The sequence below is a fragment of the Faecalibacterium sp. 9 genome (genome assembly GCF_048320955.1).
Classification (GTDB): Bacteria; Bacillota; Clostridia; order Oscillospirales; family Ruminococcaceae; genus Faecalibacterium; species Faecalibacterium wellingii.
Map to the genome: position 1 here is coordinate 439,204 of NZ_JBLWGB010000001.1, position 18,862 is coordinate 458,065.

20 protein-coding genes are annotated in these 18,862 nt (G+C 50.2%); 5 read left to right on the plus strand and 15 right to left on the minus strand.

Annotation, left to right across the window (positions count from 1 at the left end; genetic code table 11):
* Positions 1-406: 406 nt before the first annotated feature.
* From iolC to ACKXF9_RS02105, 9 genes are all read right to left on the minus strand, one after another.
* Positions 407-1,399 carry a 5-dehydro-2-deoxygluconokinase gene (gene iolC / locus ACKXF9_RS02065; protein ID WP_418265152.1) on the minus strand — a complete coding sequence of 331 codons (993 nt, stop codon included), beginning with the start codon at positions 1,397-1,399 and terminating at the stop codon, positions 407-409.
* A gap of 12 nt (positions 1,400-1,411) precedes the next feature.
* Positions 1,412-2,224, minus strand: coding sequence for a class I fructose-bisphosphate aldolase (locus ACKXF9_RS02070; RefSeq protein ID WP_207677309.1), 813 nt, complete (start codon positions 2,222-2,224; stop codon positions 1,412-1,414).
* A 25-nt stretch (positions 2,225-2,249) separates the two neighbouring features.
* A complete protein-coding gene (locus tag ACKXF9_RS02075; RefSeq protein ID WP_418265153.1) occupies positions 2,250-3,563 on the minus strand; it encodes a TRAP transporter large permease in 1,314 nt (437 codons plus the stop codon).
* A gap of 16 nt (positions 3,564-3,579) precedes the next feature.
* Entirely contained in the window at positions 3,580-4,131 is a 552-nt protein-coding gene (locus ACKXF9_RS02080) for a TRAP transporter small permease (RefSeq protein ID WP_316545760.1), read from the minus strand.
* Between the two features lie 93 nt (positions 4,132-4,224).
* A complete protein-coding gene (gene dctP / locus ACKXF9_RS02085; RefSeq protein WP_207677326.1) occupies positions 4,225-5,298 on the minus strand; it encodes a TRAP transporter substrate-binding protein DctP in 1,074 nt (357 codons plus the stop codon).
* Between the two features lie 65 nt (positions 5,299-5,363).
* Complete coding sequence (locus ACKXF9_RS02090; RefSeq protein WP_316545759.1) at positions 5,364-5,969, minus strand: class II aldolase/adducin family protein; 606 nt, start codon at positions 5,967-5,969, stop codon at positions 5,364-5,366.
* Positions 5,969-7,201: a four-carbon acid sugar kinase family protein gene (locus tag ACKXF9_RS02095; RefSeq protein WP_207677313.1), complete on the minus strand. Its 1,233-nt coding sequence runs from the start codon at positions 7,199-7,201 to the stop codon at positions 5,969-5,971. The genes ACKXF9_RS02090 and ACKXF9_RS02095 overlap by 1 nt, the downstream gene beginning before the upstream one ends.
* A gap of 605 nt (positions 7,202-7,806) precedes the next feature.
* Entirely contained in the window at positions 7,807-8,598 is a 792-nt protein-coding gene (locus ACKXF9_RS02100; RefSeq protein WP_418265154.1) for a DeoR/GlpR family DNA-binding transcription regulator, read from the minus strand.
* Between the two features lie 125 nt (positions 8,599-8,723).
* The gene (locus ACKXF9_RS02105) at positions 8,724-9,020 is read right to left on the minus strand and encodes a hypothetical protein (RefSeq protein WP_418265155.1); all 297 of its coding nucleotides are present in this window, start codon (positions 9,018-9,020) and stop codon (positions 8,724-8,726) included.
* Between the two features lie 387 nt (positions 9,021-9,407).
* Here ACKXF9_RS02105 and ACKXF9_RS02110 point away from each other — a divergent pair, with 387 nt between their 5' ends.
* The 4 genes from ACKXF9_RS02110 to ACKXF9_RS02125 all read left to right on the plus strand — a co-directional run bounded on the left by ACKXF9_RS02110 (position 9,408) and on the right by ACKXF9_RS02125 (position 13,109).
* Entirely contained in the window at positions 9,408-10,673 is a 1,266-nt protein-coding gene (locus tag ACKXF9_RS02110; RefSeq protein ID WP_418265156.1) for a plasmid recombination protein, read from the plus strand.
* A 42-nt stretch (positions 10,674-10,715) separates the two neighbouring features.
* Positions 10,716-11,030 (plus strand): helix-turn-helix domain-containing protein, encoded by a 315-nt coding sequence (locus ACKXF9_RS02115; protein WP_418265157.1) that lies wholly within the window; start codon positions 10,716-10,718, stop codon positions 11,028-11,030.
* Between the two features lie 18 nt (positions 11,031-11,048).
* Positions 11,049-12,437 (plus strand): site-specific integrase, encoded by a 1,389-nt coding sequence (locus tag ACKXF9_RS02120; protein WP_418265158.1) that lies wholly within the window; start codon positions 11,049-11,051, stop codon positions 12,435-12,437.
* 216 nt (positions 12,438-12,653) lie between these two features.
* A complete protein-coding gene (locus tag ACKXF9_RS02125; protein WP_418265159.1) occupies positions 12,654-13,109 on the plus strand; it encodes a hypothetical protein in 456 nt (151 codons plus the stop codon).
* A gap of 135 nt (positions 13,110-13,244) precedes the next feature.
* On the opposite strand, the gene ACKXF9_RS02130 is transcribed toward ACKXF9_RS02125, so the two are convergent.
* The 6 genes from ACKXF9_RS02130 to ACKXF9_RS02155 all read right to left on the minus strand — a co-directional run bounded on the left by ACKXF9_RS02130 (position 13,245) and on the right by ACKXF9_RS02155 (position 17,950).
* Complete coding sequence (locus ACKXF9_RS02130) at positions 13,245-14,411, minus strand: iron-containing alcohol dehydrogenase (protein WP_418265160.1); 1,167 nt, start codon at positions 14,409-14,411, stop codon at positions 13,245-13,247.
* A 14-nt stretch (positions 14,412-14,425) separates the two neighbouring features.
* The gene (locus tag ACKXF9_RS02135; RefSeq protein ID WP_015561020.1) at positions 14,426-14,746 is read right to left on the minus strand and encodes a carboxymuconolactone decarboxylase family protein; all 321 of its coding nucleotides are present in this window, start codon (positions 14,744-14,746) and stop codon (positions 14,426-14,428) included.
* An 11-nt stretch (positions 14,747-14,757) separates the two neighbouring features.
* On the minus strand, positions 14,758-15,162 hold the full coding sequence (locus ACKXF9_RS02140) for a cupin domain-containing protein (protein ID WP_348584045.1): 405 nt from the start codon (positions 15,160-15,162) through the stop codon (positions 14,758-14,760).
* A 131-nt stretch (positions 15,163-15,293) separates the two neighbouring features.
* Complete coding sequence (locus tag ACKXF9_RS02145; protein WP_371292653.1) at positions 15,294-16,637, minus strand: MATE family efflux transporter; 1,344 nt, start codon at positions 16,635-16,637, stop codon at positions 15,294-15,296.
* A gap of 72 nt (positions 16,638-16,709) precedes the next feature.
* Complete coding sequence (locus ACKXF9_RS02150) at positions 16,710-16,946, minus strand: hypothetical protein (RefSeq protein WP_348584048.1); 237 nt, start codon at positions 16,944-16,946, stop codon at positions 16,710-16,712.
* A gap of 113 nt (positions 16,947-17,059) precedes the next feature.
* Positions 17,060-17,950, minus strand: coding sequence for a LysR family transcriptional regulator (locus tag ACKXF9_RS02155; protein ID WP_349935395.1), 891 nt, complete (start codon positions 17,948-17,950; stop codon positions 17,060-17,062).
* A 161-nt stretch (positions 17,951-18,111) separates the two neighbouring features.
* On the opposite strand from ACKXF9_RS02155, the gene ACKXF9_RS02160 reads away from it, so the two are divergent.
* The gene (locus ACKXF9_RS02160) at positions 18,112-18,471 is read left to right on the plus strand and encodes an ECF transporter S component (protein WP_348584052.1); all 360 of its coding nucleotides are present in this window, start codon (positions 18,112-18,114) and stop codon (positions 18,469-18,471) included.
* The last annotated feature ends 391 nt before the right edge of the window (positions 18,472-18,862 follow it).

The following is an 18,862-nucleotide window of genomic DNA, read 5'->3' on the forward strand; positions in this document are numbered from 1 at the left end:
TCGGATTTTGTTGTTGTGGTGCACCTCCAGGGACTCGAACCCTGGGCCCACTGATTAAGAGAGCAAGCCGCCGGTTCGTCTCAATTTATGGAAGTTTCGAGTCATCGTTATTTTTAATCAAGACAACGTGATTTTTCACCCAGTAATTTCTGCACCCTTTGTCGGATTTTGCAACGAAAAGCACCTTCTGCACGTTTTGAAACCGTGCAAAATCCGTGCAGAAACCGTGCACTTACTCTCCGACAAACAAAAATCACCCTCTCCCCCACCGACTTGACGGCATTGGTTTGCGTGGCCGCACCCCCGCTTTGTACCCGAACAAACAAAAATACAGAAGCCGCACGTCCTGTCAATGCGCGGCTTCTGTGTTAAAAAAGGGGGAGTGATATGGTTCTTGCAGTGGTTCTCAAGCCTCCGGCATCTGATACTCGTGGGTCCGCACATACTCTTCTACCTGATCCAAGGTGGGCATGGCATCGGAGCAACTATGGCCGGTAATGGTGATTGAAGCAGCAGCTGCTGCATACTTCAGTGCTTCTTCCAGACTCTTCCCACGTATCAACGCATTGTTGAAAGAGCCGGAGTAGGAGTCTCCCGCACCAAAACTCTTGAGCACCTTTGTTGGATAGATACCGCCCATGGTGCGGCCCTCGGTGGTATAGAGATGAGAGCCTTTTTTGCCCTGCTTGATGGAGACAAGGCTTACGCCCTTCTCCAGCAACCAGTGAGCACTCCGGTCGTCATCATGGTTGCCCGGGTGGAAAAGTTCTTCCATCTTATCAAACTCTTCCCGGGTTCCCAGCACCATATCAGCCTGCTGGGCGGCGAGGGTAAAATAGATACTGGTCTCGTCGTCATTGTCCCAGGTTCCGTCACGGTAGTCGAGGTCAAAGGCAACAACCACACCGTTCCGCTTTGCCATGGCGATGGCGAGGAACACAGCCTCCCGCGCCGGAGAATGGGAGAGAGATGTGCCCGAGATGAGCAGCAGCTTGTGGCTGGCGATATAGCTCTCGTCCAGCTGAGCACAGTCGATGTGAAGGTCGGCGCAGTCGGTGCGGTACATGAAACAATTGCACGAGCCCTCTTTGATCTCACCCATGGTCACACCGGAACGGATGCCGGGGGCGGCTGTCTCGATGTGGGAGGTATCCACCCCCTGGTCAGCCAGATATCTGACGATGAAGCGTCCGAACTGGTCATCGGACACCTTGCCGATGTAGCCAACTTTCAGGCCCAGACGGGCCATGGCGACAGCGGTGTTGGCGGGAGAGCCGCCCACATATTTGGAGAAGGTCTTTGCTTCCTCCATGGGGCCGATTTCATTGGCATAGAGATCGATGGTGGCGCGGCCAAAGGCTACCACATCATTGGGCTTCTGAAGATCAAATTTCAGCATAGCGGTCCTCCCTTATGCATCCTCATGCTCCAGCGTGTCCAGCAGCTCCATGGCTTCCTTCACGGACAGACCATTGTGTACCACCTGTCCCAGAGTCTTGACCAGCGGGGTCACATGGGGGTATTGGAACACGAAGCGTCCGTAAGTCACGCCTGCAGCACCGGCATCCATGACATCACGGGTCATCTGAATGAAATCCTGTGCGGTCTTGCAGCCGTTGCCTCCGGCAATGGCCACCCGGGTGGGGGCAGCCTGCACCACCCGGGCAAAGCTCTCGGGGTCGCCGGTGTAGGTGGTCTTTACCAGATCCACCCCCAGCTCTGCAGCAGTGCGGGCAGCGTACATCACGTTCTCCACGCTACGCTGGTCGTCCCCGGTGATATGGTTGCCGCGGGGATAGATATGGCTGATGAGGGGCATCCCGTTGCGGTGAGCTTCCTCGCTGATGCGGCCCAGCATGGCAATCTGCTGCTCCTGATTGTCACCGCCTAGGATGCAGCCCACCGACACGGCATCGGCACCCATGGCAATGGCTTCTTCCACACTGGCCACCTGCACATCACTCTCGTAATGGTAGACGCCAAAGGTGGTCAACTTGAGCACAAGGCAGGTCTTGCCTGCGTAGGGAGCAAAGCAGTGTTCTGCAATGCCCTTATGCATGGTGATGGCATTCGGACCGCCGGCCACCATCTTGGCAATGGTATCATCGATGGTATCCAGACCTTTCATCACACCACGGCCCATGGCATGGTCTACAGTCAAGCCGAAGTACTTACCGTCCTCGGTGGGCATCAGGCGCTTGAGACGAATTTCTTTTCCGATCATAATACTGTTACCTCGTTGCTGCTGTTTACGCAAGCAGGTTCACAAAGAAGTTGATATACTGCGGGCAGAGGGTGGTGATCAGGATGGCGATCAGGCCCACGCCCATAAAGGGGATGGCTTCCTTGACCGTTTCTCCAAATGTGGAGTGAGCGATCTTGGTGGAAACGAAGATACCGACAGCAAAGGGAGGAGTCAGGAAGCCAACGCACATATTGACCAGCATGATGGCACCGAAGTGGACGGTGCTGATGCCGTAAGTCTGCGCCACGGGCAGCAACAGCGGGGTCATGATGAGGATGGTGGCGTTAATGTCCATGAATGTGCCCATGAAGATGAACAGGATGTTGATCATCAGCAGGAAGCCCCAGCGGCTGGAGATATTGGCCGTGATCAGGTTGGACAGGAAGGAGGAGATACCGGCCAGCGTCATGACCTTGCCGGCCACAGCAGAGAAGGCGTTCAGCAGACCGATAACGGCAGTGGACGCACCGGCGATGGCGCAGCAGCGCCAGAAGGTGATCTGGATCTTCTTTTTGTTGATGATTTTCAGAACGGCGAAATAGAGGATACCGTAGACGCAGCTCACAGCGCCTGCCTCCGTAACGGTGCAGAAGCCGCCGTAGATAGCGCCATAGATGATGATGGGCATCAGCAGGGCCGGGATAGCGTAGAAGGTGGATTTGCCGATCTGACGGACCTTTTCACTGAACGCCACATTGACCTTTTCCGGCTTGACCTGATGACGGCCGATGCGGAAGTAGTTAATGACGAAGTAGCCCACTGCAAAAATGAAGGCAGGGCCAACGGTAGACATCCAGATTTCAGAGATCTTGCCGCCGGAGGCCAGAGCGTACATGATGCCGGGGACACTCGGGGGAATGAGAATGCCCAGAAAGCAGGTAGCCGCCAGCAAAGCGGAGTTATAAGCCTTGGGGTAGCCCTCTTTTTCCAGCTCGGGCACCATCATCTTGCCGATGGCGGAGATGGTAGCCATGGCCGAGCCAGTCAGAACGCCGAAGGCCATGCAGGCGCAGATGGTGATGACGCCGGTGGCGCCGCGAATACGACCCACAAAAGATTTGATCCAGTCGATCAGCATCTTGGAGATGCCGCTGTATTCCATGATGACACCGGCGAAGATGTAGAACGGGATGGCCAGCAGAGCAAAGCTGTCCAGACCGGAGAACGCGAACTGGGGCACAGTGACCAGATTGTAGCCGCCAAAAGCCAGCACCAGTAGAGAGGATGTGCCCAGTGCAAAGGAGACCGGCATTTTGAACAGGACGGCCACCACCATGAAGGAGATCAGGAAGATAAGCAAAGCTTGAAGCGCTGTCATAATTTCACCCTCTTTCTCAGTTGTCCGCCTCGGCGGCAGACTTCTTATCGCCGCCCAGCAGGCAGGCTGCAAGCATGTACACCTCGTGCAGGGCTGCCAGCACGATGCCTATAAACACCGGCAGGTAGACCCAGCCCATGGGGATGCGCATGGTGGGCGAAGTCTGGGTGGTACTGAAAATCTTCATCATATAGTCGAAGAAGAGCTTGGCAAAGACGACCAGGAATGCAAAAGTGGAAACGATGGCTGCGACTTCCAGCGCCTTGAGCCACTTTTCGCGGGCCGGGCCCTTGATCTTCATAAGCACCTGCTTGAGCACATCGATCTCGGTGTGGCTGTTGTCGCAGATGGCATAGGCTGAGCCGATGTAGGTCAGCCAAATGAAGAGATAACGGGTGAACTCTTCTGCCCACGCGGCAGAGATAAACAGGAAATACCGGCAAACCACCTCGATGAAGATGGCCGCGACCAGCAGAATTGTGATAAGAGCCAGCAGGAAGATCTCGATGCCCAACAGTCTGTCGTTGACTTTCTTCAAGCCCTGCAGCGTTTTGTTATTGCTGTTCACAGCATTTGCCTCCTTTCATAAACTGCCGCCCCCGGGCACTCCCCGCAAGGCGGCAGAATCACTTTACAACAAAATATGGAGCGCCACATAGCCTTACTTGTTCTTGTAATCACCGCTGGTGATGGCGTCCATGATCTCGTCGCTGTAGGAGCCGCGACTCTCTTCCCAGATCTGCTGGTAGATCTCCTGCAGCTTAGCCTTCATATCATCGGAGGGCTGATCCACGGTCCACTGGCCGCTGGCCACGCCGTCGTTGGTGACCTTCTCGGTCTTCTCACGGAAGAACTCGGTGAACTCGTCAGAAGCCTCCTGTGCAGCCTCCTTGAAGGCGGCCTTGTCCTCGTCGCTCAGCTTTTCCCAGAAGGGAGCGCCTGCGATGAAGCAGCCGCCGGAGTAGCAGTAGTTGAGTTCGGTGATGTGGGTGATGACATCCAGAATGCCCTGGTTGGTGTAATTGAAGACCGCGTTGTCCAGACCATCGACGGTACCGGTCTGCAGGGCATTCAGCACCTCAGAACCGGCGATCATGACGGGCAGTGCGCCGCACTTCTCATAGAAAGAGACAACAGAGGCGACGGACGGGGTGCGGATCTTCAGGCCGGCCAAGTCAGACATCTCGGTGACGGGGCGGACGATATTGCCCACCTGACGGAAGCCGTTGCAGTAAGAAGAGATGCGGATGAGGCTGTTCTGCTCCATGATCTTGGCCACTTCGTCGGCGATCCAGCCCTTGAGGTAGTATTTATCCGCCTCGTCGTAGTCAGCCACCAGACCGGGCAGCCATGCGAAGCCCAGTGCGCCGTCCAGCACGCCGTCTATGGTCATATCGTCGCTCATCAGCACATCCAGCGTACCCATCTGCAGCATCTGTGCCATGTCGGAGCCGTTGCCCAGAGAGCCTGCGGCGATGACGTTAGCCTGATAGCGGCCGCCGGTCTTGTCGGAGATGAGTTCAGCAAAGCGTTCCACATAGGGGGCGCGGTCACCGGTGACGTCTGCAGTGACCGAGAAAGTAGCGCTCTCAGCCGATGCAGCAGCAGAGCCTGCACTGCCGGTGGTGGAAGCTGCGGTGCTGGAAGAGCCGCCGCAGGCGGTCAGGCCAATGGCAGCAGCGGAGATTCCGGCTACCTTCAGGAAATCACGGCGGGAAATTTTCTTGGTGCTCATAAGATTATTCTCCTTTTTCTTTTTGTTTTTATATCCTGTGTTTACAGTTCGTAATTATCAAAGCCTCAGCGGAGGCAGGCCAGCTGCTGCAGGAACGCGATCTTGGCTGTATCTTCCAACAGCTCTGCCTGATCGAAGCACTCTTCCATGGTCTTGCCCATAACGAGGATGCCGTGGCCTTCCATCAGGAAAGCCCTTGTGTCCGCCGATGCTTTGGCCACCGTTTCTGCCACGACATCGGCCAGCTCTGTGGAACCGGGTGCCCGGTCGGGCACGATGGGCACCTCGCCGAGCTTGAGCTTTGCCGACTCGGTGTAGAGGGGCAGCGGCTTTTTCTGCAGCGTCCAGAGCACCGAATAGGTGGGGTGGGCGTGGATGATATAGTTGATCTCAGGGCGGAGGCGGTAGACATCCAGATGGAACCGCGTCTCTTTAGAGGGCTTCAGCCCCTGCGCTGCTCGCTTGACATGCCCCTCAGCGTCGCAGAGCACAAGACCTTCGTAGGTGACTGCCCGCAGCGGCACGTTGCTGCCGGTGATGAGCATATCACCTCCCAGCCGAGCACTGACATTTCCTCCCGCTGCACTTACCAAACCCTTCTGGTAGACCAGTGCCGAGTAGCGGATGATGTCATCGGCCGGTTTCGGCCAGACGATCGATTCATGTTCCATCAGTAAACGACCTCCTTCCGGCAGAGCATCTTTTCCAGCGTATCCTCACGGCCCATGCTGCCGCCCTTGAGAGCGAACTCCCGGCCTGCGAAGCAGCCGTCCAGCATCAGGCCCTGTGCCACGCCGGGTTCCAGTGCGCAGCCGAGCTGCAGATGCTCAACACCGAACTGCCGGAGCACGCCCTGCGAAGTCTCGCCTCCGATGATGACCAGCCGGTCGAATGCGGCATCGTGGTCAAACGCTGCCGCAGCCTGTGCAAAGCACTCCATGATAGCTTTGCTGGTGCCGGGCTTGTAGGAATATTTTTCCACCTGCGGGAAGAGGATGACGCTCCCCTGCCCCAGCAGCTGCTCTGCTTGCTTTGCGGCCAGCTGCGGCACCTCTTTGCCGCCCTCGATGTAGGCGTCGATGTCCAGCGGCACGGTCTGCAGCCCACGCTCCGCAGAATAAGTGATCTGCTTATGAGCGATGTCGTAGGCCGAAGCACAGAAGCAAAGGCTCCGGATGTCCCGCACAGGGAAGGTGTGAGTCTGCGCCGGGCCGTAGAGATATTCGGCCAGACCATCCGCGATGCCCAGAGAGCCGGTCCAGAACACCTTGGGGTATCGGGGCGCCAGCGTCTTGAGCAGATGAAGGACATCTGCCCGGGTGATGGCGTCGAACACCAGAATGCGTGTTCCCTCGGCCAGCTGATGTTCCACAGCGGCCAGCAGCGTTTCCTCGCTGCCCTTTACTGCGTCGATGTCCACCAGACCGATCTTCTTGTCGGTGTCCTTTCCCAGAATTTTGGGGATGTAGGATTCCGTCGGTGGGAAGATGGGGTCGTTGGCATAAACCGACTTGGGGAGGATCTCGCCCTCACAGTACTGGTTGCCATAAAGGGTAAAGGTACCGAGGTCGGGAGCGTTGTCCACAATGAACACATTGTAGTCCGGCCAGCCGTCCAGCAGACCGTCCAGCTCGTAGGAGTCATTGCCCCGGAAGCCCGTGCCAATCTTCTTCATATAGAAGCCGCCCGGCTCGAGCCGCCTCAGAAGGTCTGCGTGGAGCTGCCGCGCCTTGTCCTGCGCGGTGTTGCGGGAAGAGAGGTTCACGGTCAGGATCTCGTCGGTCTCATGTTCCAGACTGCACCGTCCATTCGTACAGATACGCACCTTCCGGCCTCGTGCGGTGAAGTAACTGCCGGAATCAGCAGCGCCCGTCAGGTCGTCTGTTATCTCTGTCAGTCTCACAGCTCTGCTCCTCTCTGTTTATTCAAACATACTGTTTGTTCGTTCTCTGAGCAGAGAATAACATTCTCTCCCGGATTCGTCAATAGTTTTTGTTTCATTTCATGACATTGCACACATTTCCGGGCGTATTTTGTTCACTTGCGCCATTAAAATCATGCTATTTTTGTTCTTTTGAACATTTTTTGCATTGTATTCTTTTCTCCTTGGCTCAAGTATCCAGCATCGTCGCAAAAAATCTTTTCTACGTCATATTTTGTTTATTCAAACAAGGTTCTTTTGAATTTTTCGGTTCGTCCAGACGGCTTTCACCCGCCTATCAAGCACAAAAAAGTTATATCTTGCTCACTCAAATCATGTTTAAATGAACACAAAAAGGGGCTGTTGCAAAATAGCACAACACAACTAGCTATAACAATTTCAAAAATAAGCGAAAAAGTGAACAATACAAAAAGCAAGTGCATCACATCTCCATCAAAAAATTCTGGTTTTCGAGAAAAAGTGTTGCACTTGCTTTTCTTTATGTAAGATTGCAGTTTAAATTATCGCGTATTACCGTTAAAATAGAGAGTGTTGCATTTTGCAACAGCCCCCTCATCTTCATTTTATCAGACCATTTTGAGCTGCGTCTGTGCATTTGCCAGGATCTTTTTCCACCCGGCAGGAAGGTTGGTATCGGTGATGACCAGATCCATATCCGGGATGTCCGCAAAGTGGTTGGCCTTTACCAGCCCGAACTTGCTGGAATCCGCCAGAATGATGTTCTGGGCCGAGGACTCGATCATGGCCTTTTTGTTCTCCACGATGTTGGCGTTGATACAGGTGATGCCAAGACTCTGGTGGACACCCGACACCGAGAGGAAAGCTTTGTTGGCACGGTGGCGGCGGATGAACTCCACAGCCTCCGGGGAAGTAAAGTTATAATCCTCGGGGTGGTAGTAGCCGCCGGGAAAAATGACCTTGATATTCGAGTGTTTGAGCAATTCAGCCAGGATGAGGAAGTTGTAGCAGAGCACCGTATACTCAAAATCTGTGGGCAGGTAGAACGTCATCCGTGAAACGGTGGTGCCGTTGTCGAGGAACACCCAGTCGTCCGGGCGGATGAGAGAAGCTGCATATTTGGCGATGCGGTCTTTCTCCGCAAAATTTTCCAGCCGTGCCCGGCGCAGATCGTAGTTTTCGCCTTCGTAAGAATAGCCGTTTCCTCCTTCTACCAGCGCGGCATAACCATAGCTACGCTCCAGCACATGGTTCTTGCGCAGCAGTTCCAAATCGCGCCGCACGGTCATCTCAGATACCCCAAGCGCTGCTGCCAGTTCTTTTACTGATATTTTCTGATGTTTTTTCAAAAGGTCCAGTTCCTGGACCATCCGCTTTTCCTTGCCGCTTTCTGTTTTCAACGCCAAAACCTCCTCATAGGTCGTTGTCTGCCTTTATTATGCACTTTTTGACTGTTCAATGCAACAATAAGCTGTTCGTTTTCCTTCAATTCAACCTTTTCCACAGGTTTTTCCTGTGTTTTCTATCAAAAACATCCAGTTTTCTGGGCTTTTGTTTCTCGACCGCGTGTTTCGTCTGGCAGTGATAAATTTTTCTTTATTAAAAAGAGCTGTAGCAACTCTGCAACCAGTAAGGGCTTTTTTCTTTTTCCGTTGCAGTTCTGCTGCTTTTTCGCCTTTCCTGCAAAATTTTCCGTATATTCAGGCAGGAAGTAAAAAACACCAGAGTTCCCACTTTGGGGTACTCTGGTGCAGTACATAACATCTACCTGCCCGGTGGCCGCAGAGTGCGGGGCTTTGTGGACATCGAACCGCTTGTTCACCCCTGCCCGTAAAAAGTGCATTTTTTCACGGAAGAAGTTCGTACAACCTGTACGGTCTGTACTTGTACGCACCCGTACGGCAAGTTGAGGTAAATTAGAACGAGTTATCGTTTATATTTTGCGCTTCCGTACACCGTACGAACCGTACAGGTTATTTGAAGTCCGTACGCAATTTTTTCAGATGCGTACGGAGCAATCAAGTTCGCATTGTGCGAACTTGATCGTAGCTCTCCCGCAGGAGACGTTCCCCCTCGGAGAGTCCTCGAAGAGCCCACTACACTTTGCAGCCCATAGGGATGAAAGTGTTATAGTGGGTTATTACACTTCCGGGGAAGTGCATCTCCGTCCCCGTCACCTTCCTCTGAACCCCGAAAGGAGGGATGCCCTTTGGCAAGAAACGATGGCGTTGACCGCACCAGTGTCCGAAATCTCGCCGTTTCGGACAAGGCCGTTGGCAACACCCAGCAGCACAATGAGCGTGAAAAGGACAGCTATCGGAACCCCGATATTATCCCCCAGCGCGCTGCATGGAACGTCCACTTCAAAAAGCCAACCGCCAGCTACACCGACCTGTTCACCCAGTTGGAAGCCGATGGAACCATCTCCACGCGCGGCCTGAAACCGGATGCCACCCACTACTGTGAGCTTGTCTTTGATGTCAACTCAGCCTACTTCGACAACCACGGCGGCTACGAGTTCGCCAAGCAGTTCTATGCGGATGCCTACAAAGCAGCCGTTCAGATCGTGGGTGGTGAGCAGTATATCCTCTCGGCAGTCATGCACGCGGATGAGATCAACCACGCCATGACCGAAGCACTAGGCCGGGAGGTCTACCACTACCATCTCCACGTGGTCTATGTACCTGTGGTTGAAAAGCAGATTCTCTGGTCGAAACATTGCAAGGACAAGGCACTGGTCGGCACCGTCAAGGAGACCGTCATGCAGGTCAGCCGAAGCAAGAAGTGGGCATCCAAGCCCCTGCTGGACGATGCCGGAAAGCCCGTGCTGCAAAAGAATGGCAAGCCAGTCCTGAAGAAGTCGTACAGCGTCCTGCAAGACGATTTCTTCAACTATATGCGTACTGCCGGGTACACGGATGTGGAGCGCGGCGAGCGCGGCAGTACCGAAGAACACCTGACCGTCACCCAGTTCAAAGTCCAACGAGAGCAGGAGCGGCTGGACAGCCTGACCGCCCAAGCCGACCAAAAGGCGCAGTCGCTTGCCAAAACCAGTCAGACCCTCTCCAAAAAGGAGAAGGAACTTGCCGCTGTGCAGAAAAAGGCCACGCTCACGAAAGAAGCCCTCATTCATGCGCGCGATCTGGATTATATCGGCAAGCGCACCTTTCTCGGTAACTACTCGCTGACCGAAGAAGAATTTTCCAAGCTGAAAAAGCAAGCCGACCACGGCTATATGATGGACGTGGAGAACCGCCGCTTGAAAGAAGAACTTTCCACCGCCAAGAAGGAGGCCGTTCGTTGGAGCAACAAGTACCACGACCTGTGGTACGACGTGAAACCCTATCTGGATGCTCTCCACCGTGCGCCCGAACTGGTGCGCGGCTTTCTGGAAAAGATTCTTGCCCCCAAGCAGGAGCGCACCATGAATGAGCAGCAGAAAAACCGCAAGCGTGGGCAAGATGTAGAACTTTAAGCTGAATTTTTAGATGATATGACAATATAAGGAGAAATGCTTATGGATTTTGACCGTAATTCTATGACTGTCCCTGTGCAATCTTCCGATTATACGAAAAAGTTCTTGCAAAAGGACACGAATCCCACTACAATGAAAGTGGTCACTCAAACCAATGCCGTCAAGTCTCCGACTGACAGCCCGGCAACCACGAAACTGGTGTACACGGTGGAAGAGATCGCACGAATGCTGGCCATCAGTCTGCGCTCTGCTTACAACCTGTGCAACAGCACCACCGAATTCCGTGTCCTGCGGGTAGGCGGAAGCATCCGTGTGCCGAAGGACAGCTTCGATGCGTGGCTCTACCGGGCAGCTTGATAAGAGGAGGCAAACAGTATGGCATATATTACGAAGCGTGGCAACTCTTACAGCGTCCGCTACACCTACGAAGATGAACACGGCAAGAGCTGCGACAAATGGGAAAGTTTTCCTACAAAAGAGGAGGCAACGAACCGAAAAAAGCAGATCGAACATGAACTGGTAGTTGGCACATTCCTGATTCCGTCCTCGGTGACGGTGGCAGAGTTCCTGATGGATTGGCTGCCCAAGCAGTGCAGCAAGCACAAGTGGGCACCCAAAACCTACGAATCCAACCTTTCCACCATCCAGAACCTTATTATCCCATATATCGGCAGCATGGAGATGCAAAAACTCAAGCCCTACCACATGGAAAACCTCTACACGACCCTGAGCAAAACACCCTGCGGTTCGTATATCGAGGGTAAGAAGCAGAACCTGACCGAAAAGCAGAAGCAGCGGTTCCTTTCCGGCACCACCATCCACGAAGTGCATCGGCTGCTAGGAACAGCGTTCCAGTATGCCGTAGAGTGGGGCATCCTTGTCAAAAGCCCTGTTCCCGTGGACAGCCCCAAGAAGTCCACGCAGGAACGTATCATCTGGACGGTAGAGGAGATGCGGGCGGCTCTGGACAGCATGGAGGACCCCATCCTGCATCTGGCAGTCCACCTCACACTGGTGGGCGCACTGCGAGAGGGCGAGATCGTAGGTCTGACCCCAGAGGATATCGACTTTGATGCTGCGGACGGTATCGGAACATTCCGTATCAACAAATCCATGCAGCGGGTGCGAAAAGAAGCCCTGAACCAAGTGGACGATGGCTGCATCATCAAGGTATTCCCGGACAAGCTGGAACGCAGCACTACTTCCCTCATTTTGAAGAGTACCAAAACGGCGTCTTCCTGCCGCACCATCTTCATGACCTCTGCTCTGAAAGAGGAATTGAAGAAGTGGCTGAAGCAGCTGGCGGCAGACGAGAGGAAAGACCCAACACGTTACCATGACAGTGGAATGCTGTTCCGTTTGCCCAACGGTCTGGCGGTAGAGCCTGTGCTGATCCGCAAGAAGTTCCTCAAATGGCAGGATGCACACCCGGAATTTCCGCGTATCGTATTCCATGGTCTGCGGCATTCTAGTGCCACCTATCAGCTGATGATCTCTGGCGGCGATGTGAAAGCTGTTCAGGGCACCACAGGACACGCCACGGCAGATATGTTGGTGAACACCTACGCCCATATCCAGCAGTCCTCCCGTGTGGAGTTGGGTAGGAAGTTTGAGGAAGGGTTCTATGCCAAACAGGAAAGCCCCAGCCCGCAGGTTGTACCCACCGAAGGCGAACCGACCATCTCTATGACTGCCCTGCTGGAACTTCTGAAGAACGCAGACCCTGAAGTAAAGGCGCAGCTCCGTCTGGCTCTGCTGACCTGATGCAAAATTTACCACGCATTTCAAAGCAATTCCAGCCCCTGCAAAGGATTCCTACGAAAAAGCCGACCGTGCAAAAACCGTGCATTGACCGTGCAGGCCCCGATTTTTCGGGGTTACATAACAAAAAAAGAACGCCAAATCTTACGACTTGACGTTCAATATCTGGTGCACCTCCAGGGACTCGAACCCTGGGCCCACTGATTAAGAGAAACCAACGTGCAACAATCGTCAATTTTCAAAATTGCGTCAATTCGTTATTTTTATCGTTTTATCGTAAATTTACGTTTTGCATCTGCTGCATTCCTTGCACCTGTTATCCCCTCTCGCATCCGTTATCCAGCTGTTCCGGTGTGCAAAAAGTGTGCAAAAATGTGCAGAGCCAAAATCAGCCCCTTAAAACAGGCATTGAGTTTTTATGCAAAGCCAGGAAAACGGTCAGGTTCGAGCCCAAAACGGCAGCTGCAATCTTGCCTGTTTAGACCAAGCATCAAATGTACATTCACAACTATGATTCATGGCAGGGATTTGGACAATCGAACAGACACTACCTTATTGGCAGGTACACTATGGAAGCATGGTGTACCTATTATTTTTTCAAAAAATTTCAAAAAGACCTTGACTGCACGGTTCGTGCAGCTTTATGCTTTAGACACAGGAGGTAAGAAGCCATGAAAATTCTTAATGAAGTTGTGCCACAATGTCAAGTGATGAATTAAAAAAAAGACAAGCACCATCAAAGAAAAATTTCTTTCACAGCACTTGTCTTTCTCTATTATATTATCGTTCTAAAAGCTCCTTCTTAAATACTTACAGACTGTTCTTCAAAATCTCCAACACTTCATCATGATTCAACACCTTATATCCACCTTCCATGATGAAGGTTCCATTTGCGATACCCTGCAACATTTCTTCTGTTGCTCCCAACTCATGGAGATTCATTGTAAGTCCCAGTTCTTTCATCCAAACTTCCATACAGGAAAGCCCTTCTCTGGCAACCTGTTCATCAGCTTTTCCAGCAGGATCGACCTCCCACACATTCACAGCAAAACGGCAAAACTTGCTAAGACCATAAGGCATAATATACCGATAGTAAGGAAGTGACACCGCAGAAAGCGTCATTCCGTGAGTTGCATCCGTATATGCTCCTACTGCCTGACCAAGCATATGAACCATCCAGTCGGTACTTTTTCCTCTGGAAACAAGCGTATTCAGTGCCCAGGTTGCAGCCCACATGATATTCGACCTTGCCTCATAGTCCTCTGGATTCCGAATGGCAATTCTCGAACTGTGAATTACCGATTTCATCAGTGCCTCGCTGATATAATCGCTGGTATTGTCGTCCTCCCCAGAGAAATACTGCTCGCAGATATGGTTGAAAATATCATAAATGCCGGCCACCATCTGCTGTTTCGGCAATGTAAAAGTGAATTTCGGATTCAGGATTGCAAACTTCGGCATCACAGCATCTCCAAACACATGACCGATTTTCAGCTTTTGATCGTGATTGGTGATGACCGCACCTCCATTCATTTCGCTTCCGGTCCCCACCATAGTCAATACACAGCCAACAGGGACAATCTCACAATCCGGCTCCTCAAAGCGGATATAATATTTTTCCCATGGATCTTCGTCACAGTGAACAGACACGGAAACCGCTTTTGCATAGTCGCAGCAAGAGCCGCCGCCTACAGCCAGCAGAAAATCCACATGATTCTCTCTGGCAATCTGAACACCCTCTCGCAGTTTTTCCACGGTAGGATTTGGCATCACGCCTCCATCCTCAACGACTACTTTTCCGTTATCTTTCAGTAATCTCATAACCTGATTGTAAATACCATTTTTCTTGATAGAACCACCGCCATAAATCAACTGAACGGTTTTTCCATATTTGGGAAGCTCCTCGTTCAAAGAACAAAGAGACTCCTCTCCAAAGTAAAGTTTTGTCGGATTTGAATACGAAAAATTTCCTAACATAATGTTTTTCCTCCTTAGTCCTGATAGATTTCCTTCGCCATGCGGAATGCTGCCCATGCTTTCGGCCAGCCAGCATAAAAGGCAGCGTGTGTCAAAATTTCTGCCATTTCTTCTTTTGTAACACCGTTCTTTTTTGCCTCTCCTATATGAAAGGCAAGAGAACTGTCCAGAACACCGCTTGCCATAAGTGCTGTTACTGTGACGATGCTTCTGTCTCTTGCAGGCAGCTTATCTTCTCGTGACCACACTTCTCCAAACAGCACGTCATCATTCAGTTCCGCAAATTTTGGTGCAAAATCACCCAGGGCATCTCTGCCCGCTGTTACCTTTTTCATAATCTGTCTCCCTATTTTAGCTTACTGTATTCTTCTTCCTTCACCGGTTCCAACCATTCATTAGAACTTCCTTCTGCCGGGACCTCCACCGCCAAATGAGAAAACCAGCTATCAGGAGCAGCTCCATGCCAATGCTTCACTTCCGGCGCAATATTGATGACATCACCGGGGTTCATCTCCTGAGCCGGTTTTCCCCACTCCTGATAATATCCACGTCCGGCAGTACAGAGCAAAATCTGTCCGCCTTTGTGATGAATATGCCAGTTATTCCGGCATCCTGGCTCAAAAGTTACATTTGCAATTCCAACTCTTTCCGTTGTCAGCATGGACAGGTAACTCTGTCCAACAAAATATTGTGCATACGCATCATTTTTCTCACCCAATGGGAAGATCTGTTTAAAATCTTTTTCTGTCATGATTGATTCTCCCTTCAAGAATTAAAATAGCCTAAAATTTCTTGCATCCTTGCAACCTGATCTACATGGAACGGGCAGCGTTTGTTACAATGCCCACATCCAACTCACAGACTTTTTACCCATAAATGAATCTATATCACCTGAAATGTTTTCCATTTTCCGGACTTCTGCCTCCAGAAAAATATGACCGCACGAATGCTCCAGTCACAAACCATTGCAATGGCAATCCCGATCACGCCCATTTTCAAAACAATTCCTAAGAACCATGATAAAAGGAGACGCACTGCTATTGTAGATATAACCGAAACATACATGGTAAATTTCACATCACCCGCTGCCCGCAGCCCATTACTAAGCGCACCGGAAAAGGGATATGCTGCTGCATTAAACACGTTATGGATTAAAACCAGCCAGATTACAAGCCGTTTGGTCTCCGGCTGCAAAGCATAAAATTTCATAAAGAATGGAGTCAGAAGAAAAATCAAAAGATTCCATGCCGATGAAATCAGCAATGTGATTCTTGTCAATCTCTTAAAATAATGCTCCGCAGCATCTGCATCCCCATTTCCCATACACTGTCCAATGACCGTTATAAATACTGGACCCATAGCGACTCCCGCCAGCGCAGCCAACGACCAGATACTTTGTGCAACACCATTTGCAGCAATCTGATATGTTCCAAAAAGTGCAACGATACCGCTTAATGCTACTTTGACTAACTGGAATACACCGTTTTCCATCCCATTTGGAATAGCGATTTTTAGAATTTGTTTCATGAAATCCACATTCCACCGAAAAATCCACTTGCAGCGATAGAACACTTCATTTTTTCTCTGAAAACAAAGTACTGTAATCATCACGGCTGAAAATGTCCGAGCGATCAGTGAAGGGTATGCAACACCTGCAACACCTGCACGCAAAACAAATACACCAATGAAATTTCCAATAACATTGATGATATTGGAAATTACCGACAAATACATGGTCACACTGGTTTTTCCAATACTGCGAAAAAGGGCAGCGCCAGCATTGTAAACCGCCAATGCCGGATAGGAATATGCAGAAATCCTAAGATATGTAATACAAGCGTGCATCACAGAATCTTCCACTTTACCGAACATCAGACGAAGCATCCCTTCATTTCCAATTAGAACCATCCCTGCGATCAGTATGGAAAAAATCGTAGAGAATGATAGAAGCTGACTGGCGGATTCTCCAGCGTCATCATTTTTCTTCCTACCAATATACTGGCTGATCACAACCGCCCCTCCAGATGCCAATGCTGTAAACAGATAAATAAAAATAGTATTGAACTGATTTACCAGTGAAACACCGGATACTGCCGCTTCTCCTGCGTAGCTGACCACCAGTGTGTCCGCCATCCCTACAAGCATTATCAGCAGCTGCTCTAAAAACAGGGGAATAATCATAGCCATCAACTTCTCGTTTGAAAACAGAGTTGTTTGCTGATTCATGCCTTTTCCTCCACTAAGATTTTACAATTTATTCCTTTCTTCTACTCTGTGAGGTTATCTTTCTAAGTCCTTTCACTGTGTAAAAGCCGATAAAGACCCATAGTCCCATTTATTGTTATTTTTTATTTTACAGATCATATAATCGATTGCATCAAGTGACTGCTGCTTTTCATGTACCTCATCAAGCAATTTGTACCGATATTTTCGCAACATCCTTATCTGCATTTCTTGATCTTCACATCCTGAAATTTTTGCGATTTCTTCTTTGCTTAATCCGGCGTTTATAAGAGAATCATAATCCGGTTTCATGAAATGGCACTCCCTCCTCAATAAAAAATATAGGTGCAGAAATGAAAGCTGTTTGCTTTATCTCTACACCTATATTATAATTTTCTAATTGAATTATATCAAATACTTAGTTTTTATGGCTTGTCCATGCCTAAAAAGCATTGAATATGTTTGATGAATTTTGTGGTTGCTAAGCTAAACGGCTGACCACGTTTCCATGCTAATACACTTGTTGCTGTAAGTGGCGGATCAAGCGGTCTGAATGTAACCTTTGATTGATCCCAGAAGGGTACAGCCCCTTCAATCACCAATGAATATGCCAAGCCTCCATTCACCATAATTGCGCTGTTCGTACTTAAATTGCTGGTAAAAACAATATCCAGTTTCTCATAGTAGTTGCCAAACCAACTTGCCAACTCACTCTGCACATTCATACGCCTTGGAAGAATCAAAGGCAGTACAGACAAATCTTTTGCGCTTACCGTTTCTTTCTTGGAGAGTGGATCATCCGATTTCATCAGAACCACCCATTTTTCCCTTATATTCAAGCGAATAAATTCATATTTTTCCATATCAACCGGCTCAAGAAGCAAACCAATATCCAGTAGTCCCTTATCCATTTGTTCCTTTACCAAATCTGCTGTGGCTGTAAAAATGTCAAAAGTAACACGGGGATATTTCTGACGAAAGGACTCAATTATTTTAGGAAGAAGTTGTACAGCAGCAATTTCTCCACACCCAATGGAAATTTTACCTTCCACCTGTTCCTCTTGCTCCACTAATTCTTTTTCTGTCTTATCTACAAGCTGCAAAATTTCTTCCGCACGACGGCGAAGAAGTATTCCTTCATTTGTCAATTTGATTTTCCGTGTCCCTCTATCAAACAGCTTTACACCAATATCTTCCTCCATCTGTGCAAGCTGACGTGAAAGTGTCGGCTGCGTGATATGTAAAACTTCTGAGGCTTTTGTGATACTTTCTTCCCTTACTACAGTCAGAAAATATCGAAGAACTCTAATTTCCACGAAAAATACCTCCCAAATTCATCATGCTTAATAAGTATATTTTAACGTATCTATACTCGAAAGGCAATAAAAAACATCTGCTCATTGTATGCTCACCGGCAATGTAATTTTATGTAAAACTTGATAAACCCCTATCTCTCATTGATAGAGAGATATCCTCAATGGAGCATGGAGAGATTGCCAACTTTCTGATGGGCGCTTCTTATGTGGTCGCTGCCGGAGCTATTTATAAACGCCACAAAACCAAGAAAACAGCATGGATCGCCTGTGTCACCGCCAGCTTTGTGATAGGTATTGCCGCAGCACTGGCAAACTACTTCATCCTGCTTCCCCTGTTTGAAACCTTTATGCCGTTGGATCAGCTCATCGCCTCTTTCGGCGCGTTCCTGCCGTTCATTCACACAAAGCTGGACATTGTGCTGTTCAATGCCTTGCCTTCCAACATTCTGAAAGGACTTGTCATCGGCGGCTTTACCATGCTAATATACAAGCGGCTTGCGCCGATCCTGAAAGGTCGTTGATGTTATAGCGCAATTGTGACCCACAGGGGGGCTAGTGCCGTCCAGCCCTCTCTCTTTTCGCCAAGGTTTCCCTTGTTTTTTCTTGCAATCTGCCGAAATCAGCGTGTTCTCAAAGCTTTTTGTTGACATGGCTCGATTTTTGTGGTAATCTATTCCAACAATTTAATATAACATATTTACTTAGAGTTCCAGCTCAGCTCCCGAAGGAGCCGGAGCAAGTTTTTGACTTTCTTATCGCTACATAGCAAACCCGAACTAAGGCCATCCCGGAAGGGATGGTCAGGTTCAGGTTGTTGTGTGGCGATTTTTTATTGCCAAATCCAGCACCGTACCTTAAAAACCGAAAGACCGTCTGCATTGGATACCCGGCCATGACCCCGTAAGGGAGAGC

Bases quoted from the DNA above. Each gene is read 5' to 3' on its own strand.
- ACKXF9_RS02135 (WP_015561020.1), bottom strand. From the start codon at position 14,746: ATGAAAAAGGTAACAGCGGGCAGAGATGCCCTGGGTGATTTTGCACCA.
- ACKXF9_RS02120 (WP_418265158.1), top strand. From the start codon at position 11,049: ATGGCATATATTACGAAGCGTGGCAACTCTTACAGCGTCCGCTACACC.
- ACKXF9_RS02090 (WP_316545759.1), bottom strand. From the start codon at position 5,969: ATGGAACATGAATCGATCGTCTGGCCGAAACCGGCCGATGACATCATC.
- ACKXF9_RS02115 (WP_418265157.1), top strand. From the start codon at position 10,716: ATGGATTTTGACCGTAATTCTATGACTGTCCCTGTGCAATCTTCCGAT.
- ACKXF9_RS02150 (WP_348584048.1), bottom strand. From the start codon at position 16,946: ATGAAACCGGATTATGATTCTCTTATAAACGCCGGATTAAGCAAAGAA.
- ACKXF9_RS02140 (WP_348584045.1), bottom strand. From the start codon at position 15,162: ATGACAGAAAAAGATTTTAAACAGATCTTCCCATTGGGTGAGAAAAAT.
- iolC (WP_418265152.1), bottom strand. From the start codon at position 1,399: ATGCTGAAATTTGATCTTCAGAAGCCCAATGATGTGGTAGCCTTTGGC.
- ACKXF9_RS02070 (WP_207677309.1), bottom strand. From the start codon at position 2,224: ATGATCGGAAAAGAAATTCGTCTCAAGCGCCTGATGCCCACCGAGGAC.
- ACKXF9_RS02145 (WP_371292653.1), bottom strand. From the start codon at position 16,637: ATGAATCAGCAAACAACTCTGTTTTCAAACGAGAAGTTGATGGCTATG.
- ACKXF9_RS02075 (WP_418265153.1), bottom strand. From the start codon at position 3,563: ATGACAGCGCTTCAAGCTTTGCTTATCTTCCTGATCTCCTTCATGGTG.
- dctP (WP_207677326.1), bottom strand. From the start codon at position 5,298: ATGAGCACCAAGAAAATTTCCCGCCGTGATTTCCTGAAGGTAGCCGGA.
- ACKXF9_RS02160 (WP_348584052.1), top strand. From the start codon at position 18,112: ATGGAGCATGGAGAGATTGCCAACTTTCTGATGGGCGCTTCTTATGTG.
- ACKXF9_RS02130 (WP_418265160.1), bottom strand. From the start codon at position 14,411: ATGTTAGGAAATTTTTCGTATTCAAATCCGACAAAACTTTACTTTGGA.